The organism is Pseudarthrobacter sp. B907 (assembly GCF_040137805.1).
Taxonomy (GTDB): Bacteria; Actinomycetota; Actinomycetes; order Actinomycetales; family Micrococcaceae; genus Arthrobacter.
The window spans coordinates 24,714-39,017 of record NZ_JBEEQE010000002.1 but is presented as its reverse complement, the minus strand read 5'-3'; the positions used below and the strand labels follow the sequence as shown (position 1 = coordinate 39,017).

At 68.7% G+C, this 14,304-nt stretch carries 12 protein-coding genes; 9 read left to right on the top strand and 3 right to left on the bottom strand.

The genetic code is table 11. The annotated features are described in order from the left end of the window. Positions 1-20 precede the first annotated feature (20 nt). Together ABLI39_RS01740 and ABLI39_RS01735 are read left to right on the top strand one after the other, a co-directional pair. Positions 21-1,001: a LysR family transcriptional regulator gene (locus ABLI39_RS01740; protein WP_349411896.1), complete on the top strand. Its 981-nt coding sequence runs from the start codon at positions 21-23 to the stop codon at positions 999-1,001. Between the two features lie 114 nt (positions 1,002-1,115). Further along, positions 1,116-1,433: a DUF6457 domain-containing protein gene (locus ABLI39_RS01735; RefSeq protein WP_349411636.1), complete on the top strand. Its 318-nt coding sequence runs from the start codon at positions 1,116-1,118 to the stop codon at positions 1,431-1,433. Positions 1,434-1,963: 530 nt separating this feature from the next. On the opposite strand, the gene ABLI39_RS01730 is transcribed toward ABLI39_RS01735, so the two are convergent. Together ABLI39_RS01730 and ABLI39_RS01725 are read right to left on the bottom strand one after the other, a co-directional pair. Continuing rightward, complete coding sequence (locus tag ABLI39_RS01730; protein WP_349411635.1) at positions 1,964-4,321, bottom strand: FdhF/YdeP family oxidoreductase; 2,358 nt, start codon at positions 4,319-4,321, stop codon at positions 1,964-1,966. 343 nt (positions 4,322-4,664) lie between these two features. Next, positions 4,665-6,434 (bottom strand): long-chain-fatty-acid--CoA ligase, encoded by a 1,770-nt coding sequence (locus tag ABLI39_RS01725; protein ID WP_349411634.1) that lies wholly within the window; start codon positions 6,432-6,434, stop codon positions 4,665-4,667. Between the two features lie 211 nt (positions 6,435-6,645). Here ABLI39_RS01725 and ABLI39_RS01720 point away from each other — a divergent pair, with 211 nt between their 5' ends. Beyond that, positions 6,646-8,028, top strand: a complete 1,383-nt coding sequence (locus ABLI39_RS01720; protein ID WP_349411633.1) for an MBL fold metallo-hydrolase RNA specificity domain-containing protein — start codon at positions 6,646-6,648, stop codon at positions 8,026-8,028. Beyond that, the gene (locus ABLI39_RS01715) at positions 8,025-9,341 is read left to right on the top strand and encodes an erythromycin esterase family protein (RefSeq protein WP_349411632.1); all 1,317 of its coding nucleotides are present in this window, start codon (positions 8,025-8,027) and stop codon (positions 9,339-9,341) included. Before ABLI39_RS01720 ends, ABLI39_RS01715 begins: the two co-directional genes overlap by 4 nt. Here ABLI39_RS01715 and ABLI39_RS01710 read toward each other — a convergent pair. Further along, positions 9,338-10,051: a hypothetical protein gene (locus ABLI39_RS01710; RefSeq protein WP_349411631.1), complete on the bottom strand. Its 714-nt coding sequence runs from the start codon at positions 10,049-10,051 to the stop codon at positions 9,338-9,340. The two genes, ABLI39_RS01715 and ABLI39_RS01710, sit on opposite strands and share 4 nt — an antisense overlap. Before the next feature lie 304 nt (positions 10,052-10,355). Between ABLI39_RS01710 and ABLI39_RS01705 the strand changes: the two genes are divergently transcribed. The 5 genes from ABLI39_RS01705 to ABLI39_RS01685 all read left to right on the top strand — a co-directional run bounded on the left by ABLI39_RS01705 (position 10,356) and on the right by ABLI39_RS01685 (position 14,265). Further along, positions 10,356-11,225 (top strand): universal stress protein, encoded by an 870-nt coding sequence (locus tag ABLI39_RS01705; RefSeq protein WP_349411630.1) that lies wholly within the window; start codon positions 10,356-10,358, stop codon positions 11,223-11,225. Positions 11,226-11,308: 83 nt separating this feature from the next. After that, positions 11,309-11,992, top strand: a complete 684-nt coding sequence (locus ABLI39_RS01700; RefSeq protein WP_349411629.1) for a hypothetical protein — start codon at positions 11,309-11,311, stop codon at positions 11,990-11,992. Positions 11,993-12,220: 228 nt separating this feature from the next. Next, on the top strand, positions 12,221-13,432 hold the full coding sequence (locus ABLI39_RS01695) for an inorganic phosphate transporter (RefSeq protein WP_349411628.1): 1,212 nt from the start codon (positions 12,221-12,223) through the stop codon (positions 13,430-13,432). Continuing rightward, positions 13,429-13,650, top strand: coding sequence for a hypothetical protein (locus tag ABLI39_RS01690; RefSeq protein WP_349411627.1), 222 nt, complete (start codon positions 13,429-13,431; stop codon positions 13,648-13,650). Before ABLI39_RS01695 ends, ABLI39_RS01690 begins: the two co-directional genes overlap by 4 nt. A 66-nt stretch (positions 13,651-13,716) precedes the next feature. After that, entirely contained in the window at positions 13,717-14,265 is a 549-nt protein-coding gene (locus ABLI39_RS01685) for a dihydrofolate reductase family protein (RefSeq protein ID WP_349411626.1), read from the top strand. Positions 14,266-14,304: the final 39 nt, after the last annotated feature.

Below are 14,304 nucleotides of genomic sequence, written 5' to 3'. Positions count from 1 at the left end.
AAGGTTATGAAGCCGTGTCGATGACGTTGAGCCAGCTGCGGACGTTCGCGCTGGTGGCGCGGCTGGGCTCCCTGCACGCCGCGGCCACGGCCCTGGGCGTCAGCGAACCCGCGGTTTCCGCGGCCCTGGCCGCGCTCCGGCAGGATCTCGGCGATCCCTTGTTTGTTCGGGCCGCGGGCGGGATCACCCTGACCCCCGGCGGACGGGCACTCGCGGACTACGCGCAGGACATCGTCGGGCTCGCGGACCAGGCCCGCTGGGAGGTCGCCAACGCCAAGAACGACGCCGGGCGGCTGAAAATCGCCGCCACCGCACCCTTCGCCGAGCACGCGGCGGGCCGGCTGCTGGACCTGTTCACCAAACGCGTCCCCGGCGCTTCCGTGGACGTGGTCGCCGTGGCTGCGGAGGACCTCGCCGGTCTGCTGCTGGAGCGCGCCTATGACATCGCCCTTGGTGCCCGGCCGCCGGCCCCCGCCGGCACCACGGCCGCCGACCCTGGCCTTGAGTCCGTCCCCTTCCTGCGCTACCAGCGGGTCTTCGTCGCGGCCGGCTCCGACCCGCTGGGCCGGGTGCGCGGCCCGCTCGGCGTGGAGCGGCTGCTCGGGCGGCCGTGGTTCGCCGGCCCCGCGGGCATCCTGGACAGCTCGGAGGAGGGGCGCTGGCTCGCGGGCCTCGGCGTCGTGCCGGAGATCATCAGGCTCAGCAGCGAGACCGACGCCCTGGCTGCCGTGCGGGCAGGGGAGGGGACCATGCTTGCCGTCGGGCACATCGTCCAGGCCGAGGTCCGCAGCGGCGCCCTGCTGCGCCTGCCCGTCGCCGGCACCCCCGTTCCGGGCCTGTGGTGGGCCAGCACGCTGGATCAGCACCGCACCACCACCATGGCGAAAACCCTGCAGCGCTTTGTCCGCACCGCGGACGCGACGGCGGCCATGGTCGCCCGCGGCGGTTCCCGCGGCCTGGAGCGGCGCGGTTCCAAGTTTCACGTCGCGTTGTGGAGCTAACGGCCGGCACACCGGGGCCGGCGTTGCCTGTGTCGCGTTGCACATTGGCCGGATTCGGTGCTACCCCTTGAGGGACAGCCGATCGACGTTTGTACCGACGAAGAGGAGTAGCACATGACTTTGCCCCGAGATGAAGACAGCTCGCTGCGGCACTGGAGCGCCCGCCTGATCCAGGCCCTGCAGATCCTGGACCTGGAAGTCGACCACGAGAAGATCGTCCAGGTCGCGGACGAGTCACTAAAGGCCGTGGGGCCGCACGCGGATGCCATCAGTGCGTTCATCGTGGGCTATGCCGCGGGGACGGCGTCCACCAACGGGCGCAAGAACACCCAGGAAGCCGTGCACGCCGCCTCCAACAAGGTCATCGAACTGTGCGAACACGGGGAGTCGGGCGGCCCGGACGAGAAGGGCTGGGCCAAGCGCGCCCAATAGCATCCTGGCACCCTGTGCCGCCAACCCACCTCCGGGGGACATGCCCATCCTTGGCGGCCAACGATGGACATATAGGCATTATGTCCAGTGGCCGCAGCCAGGATTGGGCATGTCCTCCGAAGCGTGAGCGCTCCCGATGGACATGCCGTCCCTTGGCGGCGAAGGATGGACATTCAGGCATTATGTCCAGTGGCCGCGGCCGGGATTGGGCATGTCCTCCGAAGCGTGAGCCCTCCCAATGGACATGCCCTTCCTTGGCGGTGACCAGTCCACGGCCAAGGATGGACATATAGGCATTATGTCCAATGGCCGCAGCCGGGACTGGGCATGTCCAGTGGCTGCGGCACGGATTGGGCATGTCCGCTGGCGCGCGGCAGCACATATGCCGTGGTCCCTGGCGCCGGGCCTAAGGGACTTGCCCTTCGCGTGACGCCAAGAACGGACATATTGGCATTATGTCCAGTGGCCGTAACCGGGGTTGGGCATGTCCAGAGGCGCCGGGCCCACGGCACATGCCCCGCGGCGGCGGCCTAGGCCGGCGTCGTGACCCCCGGGGCTGCGTGCAGCCGGGCCGGGCTGTCCGGCGTCTGGTCCAGGCTCGGTTCGAGCCGGACGATGACCGCCTTCGAGACCGGCGTGTTGCTGCCTTCGGCCGTGTGATTGAGCGGCACCAGCACGTTGGCCTCCGGGTAGTACGCTGCGGCGCAGCCCGGAGCCGTGGGGTAGGAGACCACCCGGAACTTGCGCAGCACACGCTCGACGCCGTCCTGGTATTCGCCGTGGATGTCTACGTAGAGCCCGTCCGAGAGGCCCAGTTCGCTGATGTCGTCCGGGTTCACGAACACCACGTGGCGGCCCTTTTTGATGCCCCGGTAGCGGTCGTTGTGGCCGTAGATGGTGGTGTTGAACTGGTCGTGCGAACGCATGGTCTGCAGGATCAGCGTGCCCGCGGGCCGCTCCACGTGTTCGAGTTCGTTCACGGTGAGGACGGCCTTGCCGGTCGGCGTCGGGAAGGTGCGCGAGTCGCGGGGGCCGTTGGCGAGGATGAAGCCGCCTTCCTGGCGGATCCGCTCGTTGTAGTCCTCGCAGCCGCCCACCACCCGCGAGATGTGGTCCCGGATCAGGTCGTAGTTCTTCTCGTAACCGTCCCAGTCGGCCCTGATCTTGTCGCCGACCAGAGCCTTGCCGAGGCGGCTCAGGATGGCCGGTTCGGAGAGCAGGTGGTGCGAAACCGGTTCCACGCTGCCCCAGGACGGGTGCACCGCGCAGACGGTGTCCTCCACCGAGACGAACTGCTCGCCGGACTCCTGGATGTCGATCTCGCTCCGGCCCATGGTGGGCAGGATCAGGGCTTCGGCTCCGGTCACCACATGCGAGCGGTTGAGCTTGGTGGAGACCTGGATCGACATTTCCGTCCCGGCCACCGCGGCCTCAGCGGCGTTGGTGTCCGAGATGGCGCCGACGAAGTTGCCGCCCATGGCCATGAAGACTTTGATTTCGCCCTCTTGCATCTTGTTGATGGTTTCCACTGCGTCCACGCCGTGCTCGCGGGGCGGTTCGAAGCCGAACTCCTCGCCCAGGGCTTCCATAAAGGACTGCGGCATTTGTTCCCAGATGCCCATCGTCCGGTCGCCCTGCACGTTGCTGTGCCCGCGGATCGGCGAGGCGCCGGCGCCGGGCTTGCCCATGTTGCCTCGCAGCAGGAGCAGGTTGATGATCTCTTTGATGGTTGCCACGCCCTTCTTCTGCTGCGTGATCCCCATGGCCCAGGTGATGATGACCTTTTCGGCCTTCAGGTAGCGGGCGGCCAACTCGTCGATTTCCTCGGTGCGCAGCCCGGTCGCGTCCAGCACGGCCTGTTCGTCCAGCAGGGCCAGGTGTTCCTTGAGTTCCTCGAGGCCCTCGCAGTGTTCGGCCAGGAAGGCCTGGTCCAGGACGGTGCCGGGGTTCTTCGCCTCGGCGTCGAGCACACGCTTGGAGACCGCCTGGAGCAGGGCCATGTCCCCGCCGATGCGAATGTGCAGGAACTGGTCCGCGATGGAGGTACCGCGGCCGATGATGCCCTTGACCTTCTGCGGGTTCTTGTAACGGTGCAGGCCGGACTCGGGCAGCGGGTTGACGGCGACAATTTCGCCGCCGTTGTGCTTGCAATTCTCGAGCTCGGTGAGCATGCGCGGATGGTTGGTGCCAGGGTTCTGGCCCATGATGATGATCAGGTCGGCGTCGGCGTAGTCGTCGAAGTTGACCGTGGCCTTGCCGATGCCGATGGTCTGCCCCATGGCCCAGCCCGAGGACTCATGGCACATGTTGGAGCAGTCCGGCAGGTTGTTGGTGCCGTAGCCGCGGACCAGGAGCTGGTAGAGGAACGCAGCCTCGTTGGAGGTCCGCCCGCTGGTGTAGAAGGCGGCCTCGTCGGGGGAGTCCAGCCCCTTGAGTTTGCCGGTGATGATGCGGATTGCTTCGTCCCAGCCGATCGGCTTGTAGTGGTCCTCGCCGGCGGCCTTGTAGACCGGTTCGGTGAGCCGGCCCTGCATGCCCAGCCAGTAGTCCGAGCGGTTGCGCAGCTCGCTGACAGAGTTTTCCGCCCAGAACGACGTCGGGATCACCACTGGCGTCGCCTCCCAGGTGACGGCCTTGGCGCCGTTCTCGCAGAACTCGAAGGCCTTCCGGTGGTGCGGGTCCGGCCAGGCGCAGCTGGGGCAGTCGAAACCGTCCTTCTGGTTCATCTTCATGACCGTCTTGCGGGTCCGGTTGAGGCCCATCTGCTCCACGGCCGGGACCATGGAATGGTAAACGCCCGGGACACCGGCAGCCCAGTGCTTCGGTCCCTTGCCGACCTCCAGGTCCTTTTCGCTGGTTTCCTCAATGCGCGGAGTCTTACGAGTCACGTCAACTTCCCTTCTGCAGACGCCGCCGGGCATCCGGCGGCGGGCATAACAACACTAGGCACCCTACCTTCACGCTCCTTACAGGCCTATCAGCTTGCCCGGAGCGCCGCAAGCAATTGGGCAGATCCTGCGGCTGGCGGGGCCCTCCGAACGCTGTGCGCCGTCGGCAGCGGGAGGCCGGTCCAAGTTTTCGCAAGGACCGGCCTGCATTCTGTTAACACCATCAGCTTCTGGATGTGGGTTCGCGCCCTCCGGCCCCCGCGTCCTGACGCGTTACAGGAGCGGGCGCCGCGTCCAGGGGCAGCATGGTGGTACCGCCGGCTGGCGGGTTCCCAGCGACCCGTCAGCCGGCCACCAGCATTTTCTGGATCTCCCGGCGCAGGACCTTGCCGATCAGCGAGCGCGGCAGCTCCTCCAGGACCACCACGCGCCGCGGCACCTTGTAGGCCGCAAGCTGCCGGCGTGCGAATTCCTGGAGGGCACCGGCGTCGACGGTGGCTCCGGGGGCCGGTACGACGGCGGCCACCACGTCCTCGCCGCCGCCGGGCCGGGGCAGTCCGACGACGGAGACCTCGGCGATGCCGGGGAATTCGGCGAGCACGTCCTCCACCTCGGTGGGGGAGATGTTGAAGCCGCCGGAGATGATGAGTTCCTTGATCCGGTCCCGGATGGTGACGAAGAAATCATTGTCGACCGAGACGATGTCCCCGGTGCGGAACCAGCCGCCCTCCAGCAGCGCCTCCTCGGTCTCCTGCGGCCGCTTCCAATAGCCGGCGAACACCTGCGGCCCGCGGATGAGCAGTTCACCGGCTTCGCCCGGGCCCCGGTCGATCAGGACGTTCTGCGGGTCCACCACGCGGATGTCGGTCAGCGGGAACGGCACCCCCACTGTGCCGGGCTTACGGCTCGGCCCGAACGGGTTGCCCACCGAGATGGGGGAGGTCTCGGTCAGCCCGTAGCCCTCGATAAGCTGGCCGCCGGTCGCTTTCTCCCAGGTTTCCACCGTCGCAGCCGGCAGGTTCATCGCCCCGGAAATGGAGTAGCGGATGCCCTTGAGGCTGATGCCCTGCCGGGCCGCCGCGGCCGCGAGCCGGTCGTAGATCGGAGGCACCGCGGGCAGGAAGGTCGCCGGGGATTTCCGGTGCGCCTTCAGGACCAGGTCGACGTCGAACTTGGGGAACAGCACCAGCCTTGCGCCGGTACTTAGGGCGAAGGTCATGCACAGGGTCAGCCCGTACGCGTGGAACATGGGCAGCACCGCGTACACGGTTTCGCGCCCGTCCTTGAGGCCCGGCACCCAGGCCCTGCCCTGGGCGGCGTTGGCCTGCAGGTTGGCGTGCGTGAGCATGGCGCCCTTGGGCGTCCCGGTGGTGCCGGAGGTGTACTGCAGCACGGCCAGGTCCTCCGGCGCGGGGCGCGGGTGCCGCTTCTTCAGTTCACCGGCGTCGAGCAGCTCGCGCCACGGCAGGACCTGGCGCCGGGCGCCGCCGCCAGCATGGCCGGCTGCCTGCTTACGGGCGGACGGTTTGCCGGCGGACAGGGCGGCCCGCGCCCGGCGCGCTGCCGGCAGCGGCAGCCGCAGCGCGAGCCGCTTGCCCAGCGGCATCGCCGGGATCAGTTCGACAGAGACGACGCTCTGCAGCCCGACGTCGGCGGGTAGCTGCAGCACCCGTTCCACCGCCGTGTCCCAGACGATCGCGACGGCGGCGCCGTGGTCCTCGAACTGGTGCCGCAGTTCACGGTCCGTGTAGAGCGGGTTGTGCTCGACTACCACCGCGCCGAGGCGCAGCGCGGCGTGGAAGGCGACCACGTGCTGCGGGCAGTTCGGCAGGACCAAGGCGACCCGGTCGCCGGCCTTCACGCCGAGCTTCTTCAGCCCGGCGGCCGCCCGGTTGATCTGCGCACCCAGCTCCCGGTAACTGGTGGTGGCGCCGAAAAACTCCAGCGCGGTCTTAGCGCCGAAGCGCCGGACGGAGGAGTCAATCAGGTCCACGAGGGAACCCTCGGGCAACTTGAGGTTGGCGGGGACTCCCGGGCTGTAGTGCTTCGTCCACGGCCGGTCCGCCCAGGGGACGCCGGGGACCGGGGCGCCGCGGGTGGGTTTCTTCTTCATGCTCAGTCCTTGCCATTGGGAATGGCGGTGTCCGGCTCTCGCCCCGCCCTCACGCCGGCCCAAAGAGCCTGCCCAAAAAGCCTACCGGTGCGGGCGCCGCCGGCCTGCATGCCCGGGTGCCCGGTGCCTGCTGTGACCGTGACTTTCGGCCCTAGGGGAGGGGCCGGATTGCGCGGAAGGTGGGTTTGACGGACTCGGGAACGGAAGCACCATGAAACACGAGCGGCCGACCCTCCGGTTCTTCGGTGCCACCGACACTGTGACCGGTTCCCGCTACATGCTTGAAGCCGGCGGACGCCGGGTGCTGGTCGACTGCGGGCTGTTCCAGGGCTACAAACGCAGCCGTGAGCGCAACCGCATGCCCTTTCCCGTTCCGCCGCGTTCGATCGACGCCGTCGTCCTCACCCATGCGCACCTGGACCACACCGGCTACGTCCCGGCGCTGGTGCGGGACGGCTTCACCGGACCCGTGATCGCCACCGACGGCACCACGGACCTATGCAAGCTGATCCTGCCGGACAGCGGCTACCTGCAGGAGGAGGAGGCCCGCTACGCGGCCCACCGCGGATCCTCCCGGCATAGCCCGGCGCTGCCGCTGTACACGGCCGCAGACGCCGTGAAATCGCTCGACAGCTTCCAGATCCGCGACTTCGACGACCCGCTGGACCTAGGCGGCGGGATGGAACTGACGTTCGTGCCGGCCGGGCACATCCTCGGCGCGGCGCAGGTCCACGTCCGGATCGGCTCCCAGTCGGTGCACTTCACCGGCGACCTGGGCCGCGCGGATGATCCGTTTATGTTCCCGCCCCGGCCGCTGGGCGCCGTCGACGTCCTCGTGACCGAGTCCACCTACGGAAACCGGTTGCACTCCACGCTGGATCCCGAACAACAGCTCGCGGAGATCATCACGCGGGTCGCCAAGCGGGGCGGCGTGGTGATGTTCGCCGCGTTCGCCGTCGGACGGGCCGAGACGCTCATGCTGTACCTCTCCCGGCTCCGCCGCAAGAACGCGATCCCGGACATCCCGGTCTACCTGAACAGCCCGATGGCGATCGACGCCTCCGGAATGTACCAGCGGCACCCCGAGGAGCACCGGCTCAAAAGGGACGAATACGAGCACATGTACAGCATCGCCAAGCTCACCCGCAGCGTGGACGACTCCAAGCTGCTAAACCTGCGCGGCGGGCCGATGATCATCATTTCCGCTAGCGGCATGCTGACCGGCGGCCGGATCCTGCACCACCTCGCCGCCTACGGCCCCGACCCCAAGAACGCAATCATCCTCAGCGGCTACCAGGCCGGCGGCACCCGCGGTGCCACGCTGGCCGCCGGGGAACGGGAGCTGCGGATCTACGGGGAGGACGTACGGATCCGGGCCGAAGTCATCCAGATGGAGAACCTGTCCGCGCACGCCGACACGGACGGCCTGATCAGCTGGATGAAGGCGGCGCCGCGGGAACCCCGGATGACCTACATCACGCACGGCGAACCGGAGGCCGCCGACGCGCTGCGGGTCCGGATCAAGCGCGAGCTGGGTTGGCGGGCCCGGGTTCCGGAGCACTTGGAACGCATCGACATCGGGGATCCGCGGTGAACCCGGGCACCGTCACCAGGGCGTCCCTCCTCGGCGAGATCCACTCGCTCGCACGCCAGCTCCGCAGCGACCGCGACCTGGACGGCCTGGTCCGGCGCGCCGCGGAGTGCCGCTTCACCGCGATCGGGGAAGCCTCGCACGGCACCCACGAGTTCTACACCTGGCGGGCCACGCTCAGCCGCCGGCTGATCGAGGAGCAGGGCTACACCTGGATCGGTGTGGAAGGGGACTGGCCCGACTGCTGGCGGATTAACCAGTGGGTCCGCGGGCTCAGCGGCCAGGACCAGGGCGTCCATGCGCTCCTCGCCGGATTTCAGCGCTGGCCGACCTGGATGTGGGCCAACGAGGAAGTGGCCGGGTTCCTGGACTGGCTGCGCAGCTGGAATTCCCGCCGGCCCGCGGCGGAACGGGTCGGCTTCTACGGCCTCGACGTCTACTCGCTCTGGGACTCGCTGCGCGAGATTATCGGCTGGCTCCAGGAGCACCTGCCCGACGCCGTCCCCGCCGCCATGCGCGCCTGGCAGTGCTTCCTGCCGCACCACGAGGACCCGCACCAGTACGCCTGGAGCACCCGGCTGGTGCCAAACTCCTGCGAAGCCGACGTCGTGGCCCTGCTCAGCGAGGTCCGGAGCCGGGTGTTCAGCCCGGGCGATCATGACGAGGAGGCCTTCGACGCCGTCCAGAACGCCGAAGTGGCCGCCAATGCCGAGCACTACTACCGGATCATGGTCCGCGGCGACCGGCAGTCCTGGAATGTCCGGGACCACCACATGGCCGACACCATCGACCGGCTGGGCCGCCACCTGGGCGCTGGGTCCAAGGGCATCATCTGGGAGCACAACACCCACATCGGGGACGCGCGCGGCACCGACATGGCGCAGGACGGGCTGGTCAACGTCGGCCAGCTCCTTCGGGAACGGCATGCCCCCGAAGGGGTCCTGCTGCTGGGCTTCGCCTCCCACCGCGGCACGGTGATCGCCGCGGACGCCTGGGGGACGCCGGAGCGGATCCTGCCCGTCCCCGCCGCCCGGCCCGGCAGCCATGAGGACTTCCTGCACGTGGCCCTCGGCGTGCCCGCCGTGCTGGAGTTCGGCGACGACCGGACCGGCCCGTGGCAGTCGAGCTGGCTGGGACACCGGGCCATCGGCGTCGTCTACCACCCGGAGCGGGAACACGGGAACTACGTCCCGACCCGGATGGGCGAGCGCTACGATGCGCTGATCTGGCTGGAACAGACCGCGGCGCTGCGCCCGGTGCACCACGAAGGGCCGGCCGTGGAGCCGGAATTCGAGACCGAACCGACCGGCTTCTAGGGCGGCCGTAGCCGCTCCGGCATTCCGCGGCTGCGGTACATCACGACGGCGGCCGGGACGTACCAGAGCAGCGGCACCAGCCGCAGCACCGTGGCAAGCCAGCCCGTGGGTGCAAGTGCGCCTTCCGTCGGGACGAGCGAAAAGACCGAGGTGAACGCCGCGGCGGCGATGAGCCCGAGCCACCGCGGATACGCCCGCAGCCGGAGAGACAGCAGCGCGACGGCGCTGAACATGATTCCGGCGGGCAGATTCGCCAGGTTCAGCGTCACCAGGCAAAGGTCGGCCACCGCCCCCGCCACGTCCGGCGTAATGTGCGACTCCGCCGGAAGCGTGAGGGTGAGCTGGGCGGCCTGGCCGAGGATGTTCGTGCCGCAGGCGAGGACCCCGGCACCCAAAGTGAGGGCGGAGAGTGTGCCGGGAGCCTTTTCGGTGCGCAGCAGGTATCCGCGGACGTAGGCCAGGAACCACAGCAGGGCGGCCGAGCTGAAGACGAAGAGCATACTCTGGGCCCGGATCGTCGTGCGGTTGGCGAGCAGGTAGCCGGCGTAGCCGGGGTCCCCGGCCGCGGGCCATGGCCCGCTGAGCGCGCCTTCCAACGCACCGCCCACGATGCCCAGAGCAACGGAGACCAGGCCGCTCAGTCCCCCGGCTCCGCTGCCGGGGTAGGCAGAGTCCTTGGGCGGCGTCTGCCGGTGGCTGTGCGTGTCCATGGCGTGTCCCGTCCTGGCGTCCTGGTCCGCTGCACTGCGGTCGGGGTTGCGGCTGATCCTGGCCGGGACGCTACCGGCGGCCGGAGCGTCCCGGTGAGGGGCTTAAGGCCCTAACCGGCCGCCGGGGCCCGGGGCACACTGAAGTGTCGGCAGAGCCTCGGTGCTGCCGGCGAGTCATGCCAAACAGCAGCGGCCTTCAACGGCCCCGCCTCGGTCTCAGCAGTGGTCACAGAACGGTGCGCTGCCGGGGCCCCTGCTCGGGGTCACGCACACGTTCGCGCCATGGAAAAGAGCAGGATTCAGCATGAGTAAACCAATCGTCGTCGGCATCAACGGCTCGGCGGGCAGTGAGGCCGCGTTGACGTGGGCGCTGAAGCGCGCTGCAGCGCAGAAGCTCCCGGTCCTGTGTGTCCACGCCGTGGACGACCGCTGGATGTCCCCGGACTTCCAGTACCACGAGCTCATCCGCGAATCCGGGATGGAACTGCTGGAGAAGGCCAAGACCAGTGCAAAGAGCCAGGCCCCCGACGTCGACGTTGACGTCCAGTTGCGGCACGGAAGTCCCGGCTCGGGCCTGCGCGAGGCCTCGAAAGAAGCCTCCATGGTTGTCGTCGGCGCCCACGATAAACACTGGATGGACGGCGGACCCATGACGGACCGCGCCCTCCAGATCGTGACCGCCTCGGACAGCCCGGTGGCCGTCATCCCGAGTACACCCGGAACCGGCAGCCACGGCGTAGTGGTGGGGGTGGACGGATCGGAGGAGTCGCTACAGGCGGTCGCGTTCGCTGCCGCCGAGGCTGACCGCGGCGGCGACGAACTGACCGTGGTCCTGGCCTTCCGCAGCCCGGCCCGCTGGGTTGAACACCAGCTGCCCGAGAGCGGTCTCGCCGAGACGATCGTCGAAGAGGACCGGATCGTCCTCGCCGAATCGGTGGCCGGGCTCGGCGACAAGTACCCGGACCTGGTGATCCACCAGCGCCTCGAAACCGACACCGAACCGGCGAAAGCGCTCACCGACCTGGCGCGGGACGCGCGCCTGCTGGTGGTCGGCAGCCGCGGCCGCGGTGGCTTCTCCCGGCTGGTGCTTGGCTCCACGGCCCACGCCGTGCTGCTGAACGTGACGAGCCCCACCGTGGTGACGCGGGTGCACAAGGTCAAGCACGGGGACTGAGCCGCCAACGCCTGCGGTTACCCGCGGAGCCCCCTTCACGGAGGGGGCTTTCCGCTGTCTTTGCCGGGTGGGAGGATGTTGCCGTGGATTCCCTTTTCAATTTCGTCGGCCACTACTGGTGGCTTGTGTTTCCGATCAGCGGCCTCCTAGGCGGCTGGGCCCGTTCCTGGAGCAAGGCCGCCGAACGTCGGCACCGCCGGAAGGTGGAACTGTACCGGCTCAGGAACCACCAGACCGAAGTCGAGCAGGCCGGCAGGAGCCAGGTGCAGGCACTTGTGGACGCCCACGATGCGGTCAACCGGCGCTGGCTGGACTACGAACTGGACGTCGGTAAATTAATTGATTTCCCTGTCATGACCGACGTGCGAGAACCCCTCACTGTGGCGTTCCTGAGGGCCAAACGCGAAGCCGACGGACTCCGGCCCGCCACCGCCGCCGACATGTCGACGGCGGCCCGGCTGGCGGAGTACCGGGCAGCGGTGGGCAGCTTCGAGCTGGCCTTCGACGTCGCCGAGCGCGAGGCCCGGCGGATTCGGGACAGCAATTTCACCGGCCCGGAACGCGAGCGGCTCGCCACTGCCCGGAAGCTGCTGCGGATCGCCTCCGATGCGGCCGCCACCCCGGCTGAACGGCAGACAGCCTACAAGCGGGCCAGACGGGAGCTGGACGGCCTGATCGTGCTGCCGGAAGCAACGCTGGCCTCCCTGGAGGGGAAGATCGCCGGCATGCTCGACGCGGGACAGACCCGCAGCCGTCCGCCCGTCTGAGCCGCGGCAGGCCACGGCGGGCCACGGCGGGCCACGGCGGGCCACGGCGGCGGCACACGGGCGCGTTGTTTTGCCCAGCACGCATAGACACGTACGATCTACTGGGTTTCAGGACAGCTTTGGTGAACTGCGCAAGGGATTCCAGCTTAAGAGCAGATGAACAGTGACCAACAGGGCCGCCACGGGGACTGAAACTGCTGACCGTCGACTCTGCAGATTGGGCAACAGGTGGAAATCACCGTAATGGTGGCGCTAGTGATAACGCTGGCGCTGTTCTTTGACTTCACAAACGGGTTTCACGACACCGCCAACGCGATGGCCACGCCCATCGCGACCGGTGCGATCAAGCCGAGGACCGCCGTCGCCCTGGCGGCCATGCTGAATCTCGTGGGCGCGTTCCTCTCCACCGAAGTGGCGAAGACGGTGTCCGGCGGCATCATCCGGGAAGGCTCCGACGGTGTCCAGATCACCCCGGACGTCATCTTCGCGGGCCTGATGGGCGCGATCCTTTGGAACATGATCACCTGGCTGAAGGGCCTGCCCTCCAGTTCCTCGCACGCACTCTTCGGCGGCCTGATCGGCGCGGCCATCGCCGGTATCGGCCTGCACTCGGTGAACTTCACCTCGGTGGTCCAGAAGGTCCTCCTGCCGGCCGTCTTCGCGCCCGTGATCGCCGCGGCCGTGGCCTACGTCTGCACCCGGCTCGCCTATGCGCTGACCGCCCGGCACGACCCCGAAACAGGCAGCAAGCTCACGCAGAAGCGCGGCGGTTTCCGCACCGGGCAGATCTTCACCTCAAGCCTCGTGGCCCTCGCGCACGGCACCAACGACGCGCAGAAGACCATGGGCATCATCACCCTGGTCCTGATTTCTGCCGGCAGCCAGGCCCCCGGCACCGGCCCGCAGTTCTGGGTCATCGCCGCCTGTGCCCTCGCCATCGCCGTGGGCACCTACTCCGGCGGCTGGCGCATCATCCGGACCATGGGCACCGGGCTGACCGACGTGAAACCGGCCCAGGGCTTCGCCGCCGAGACCAGCACCGCCGCCGCCATCCTGGCCTCCTCCCACCTGGGCTTCGCCCTGTCCACCACCCACGTCGCCTCGGGGTCGGTCATCGGCTCGGGCATGGGCCGGCGCGGCACCTCCGTGCGCTGGACCACGGCCCGGAAGATCGTCGTCGGCTGGCTCTTTACCCTCCCGGCCGCGGGCATCGTCGGCGCCCTGACTGCGATGCTGGTGCACACCGGCACCGTCGGCTTTGTCATCGCCGCCGTCGCCGGGACCGCCGCAGTGGTGTACATGTTTGTGGCCTCCCGGAAATCCCACGTCGGCCACCACAACGCCGTCGAGGTTGAAGAGGCCGGCCAGGCCATCCGGTTCGCCAAGAAGAAGGCCGCGGCGGTCAGCCGCACCAACAACTCCAAGGATGGCCGCAAATGAAATGGCTCGAACTCGTCCTCGTCGCGGGGGCAACCCTCGTCGCCGCGGTGACCGTCGTCGTCCTCTACGCCCTGGGCGTCCGGCTCACCGCCATCGCCGGTGACGTGCGGACCAACCAGCCCGGCTGGGTCCGGCCGCTCTCCTACGTCTGCTTCGGCCTCTGCGGCGTCGCGGTGCTCTTCGGGCTGTACCTGATCATCCCGTACTTCAGCAAGTAGGTCCCCGGCAGCGGGGCGGCAGTTATCGCTCTGGGAAAGGGCTGCGCGAGTGGCTACGCTTGGTCCATGCCGACTTTCCAGTACTTCGTAGCGGCCTCGCTGGACGGCTTCATCGCCACCGCGGACGACAACCTTGACTGGCTCCTCCAGTTCGACGGGTTCGCCGGCGGCATGGAGAGCTACGAGGCGTTTATGGCCGACGTCGGCGCGATCGCGATGGGCGGCGAGACCTACGCGTGGCTCCGGAAGCACGAAGCCGGCACCTGGCCCTACCCCGGAACCCCGTGCTGGGTGTTCACGCACCACGAACTGGCGGCCCCGCAGGGCGCCGATGTCACCTTTGTCCGTGGACCGGTGACCGAATTCGCGGAGGACCTGAAGGCGGCGGCCAGGGGCCGGAACGTCTGGGTGGTGGGCGGGGGAGTCCTTGCCGCCCAGTTCGCCGACGCCGGCCTGCTGGAGGAGCTGATCGTCTCGATCATTCCGGTGGTGCTGGGCAACGGGAAGCCGCTGCTGCCGCTGGCCCGGCCGACGGCGCCGCTGGAGCTGCTTGCCTCGCGGACCATGGGCCGCGGCATCGTCGAACTCCGCTACCGCGTCCCCGGCACCACCTGAACCACGGGGCCGGCCCCGGGGCCCCGGCCCTGACGACGC

What these genes read in the sequence shown, in the direction of transcription:
- ABLI39_RS01740 (WP_349411896.1), top strand. Translation starts at nt 21, where the DNA reads ATGACGTTGAGCCAGCTGCGGACGTTCGCGCTGGTGGCGCGGCTGGGC.
- ABLI39_RS01735 (WP_349411636.1), top strand. Translation starts at nt 1,116, where the DNA reads ATGACTTTGCCCCGAGATGAAGACAGCTCGCTGCGGCACTGGAGCGCC.
- ABLI39_RS01725 (WP_349411634.1), bottom strand. Translation starts at nt 6,434, where the DNA reads ATGAAGAAGAAACCCACCCGCGGCGCCCCGGTCCCCGGCGTCCCCTGG.
- ABLI39_RS01720 (WP_349411633.1), top strand. Translation starts at nt 6,646, where the DNA reads ATGAAACACGAGCGGCCGACCCTCCGGTTCTTCGGTGCCACCGACACT.
- ABLI39_RS01710 (WP_349411631.1), bottom strand. Translation starts at nt 10,051, where the DNA reads ATGGACACGCACAGCCACCGGCAGACGCCGCCCAAGGACTCTGCCTAC.
- ABLI39_RS01705 (WP_349411630.1), top strand. Translation starts at nt 10,356, where the DNA reads ATGAGTAAACCAATCGTCGTCGGCATCAACGGCTCGGCGGGCAGTGAG.
- ABLI39_RS01690 (WP_349411627.1), top strand. Translation starts at nt 13,429, where the DNA reads ATGAAATGGCTCGAACTCGTCCTCGTCGCGGGGGCAACCCTCGTCGCC.
- ABLI39_RS01685 (WP_349411626.1), top strand. Translation starts at nt 13,717, where the DNA reads ATGCCGACTTTCCAGTACTTCGTAGCGGCCTCGCTGGACGGCTTCATC.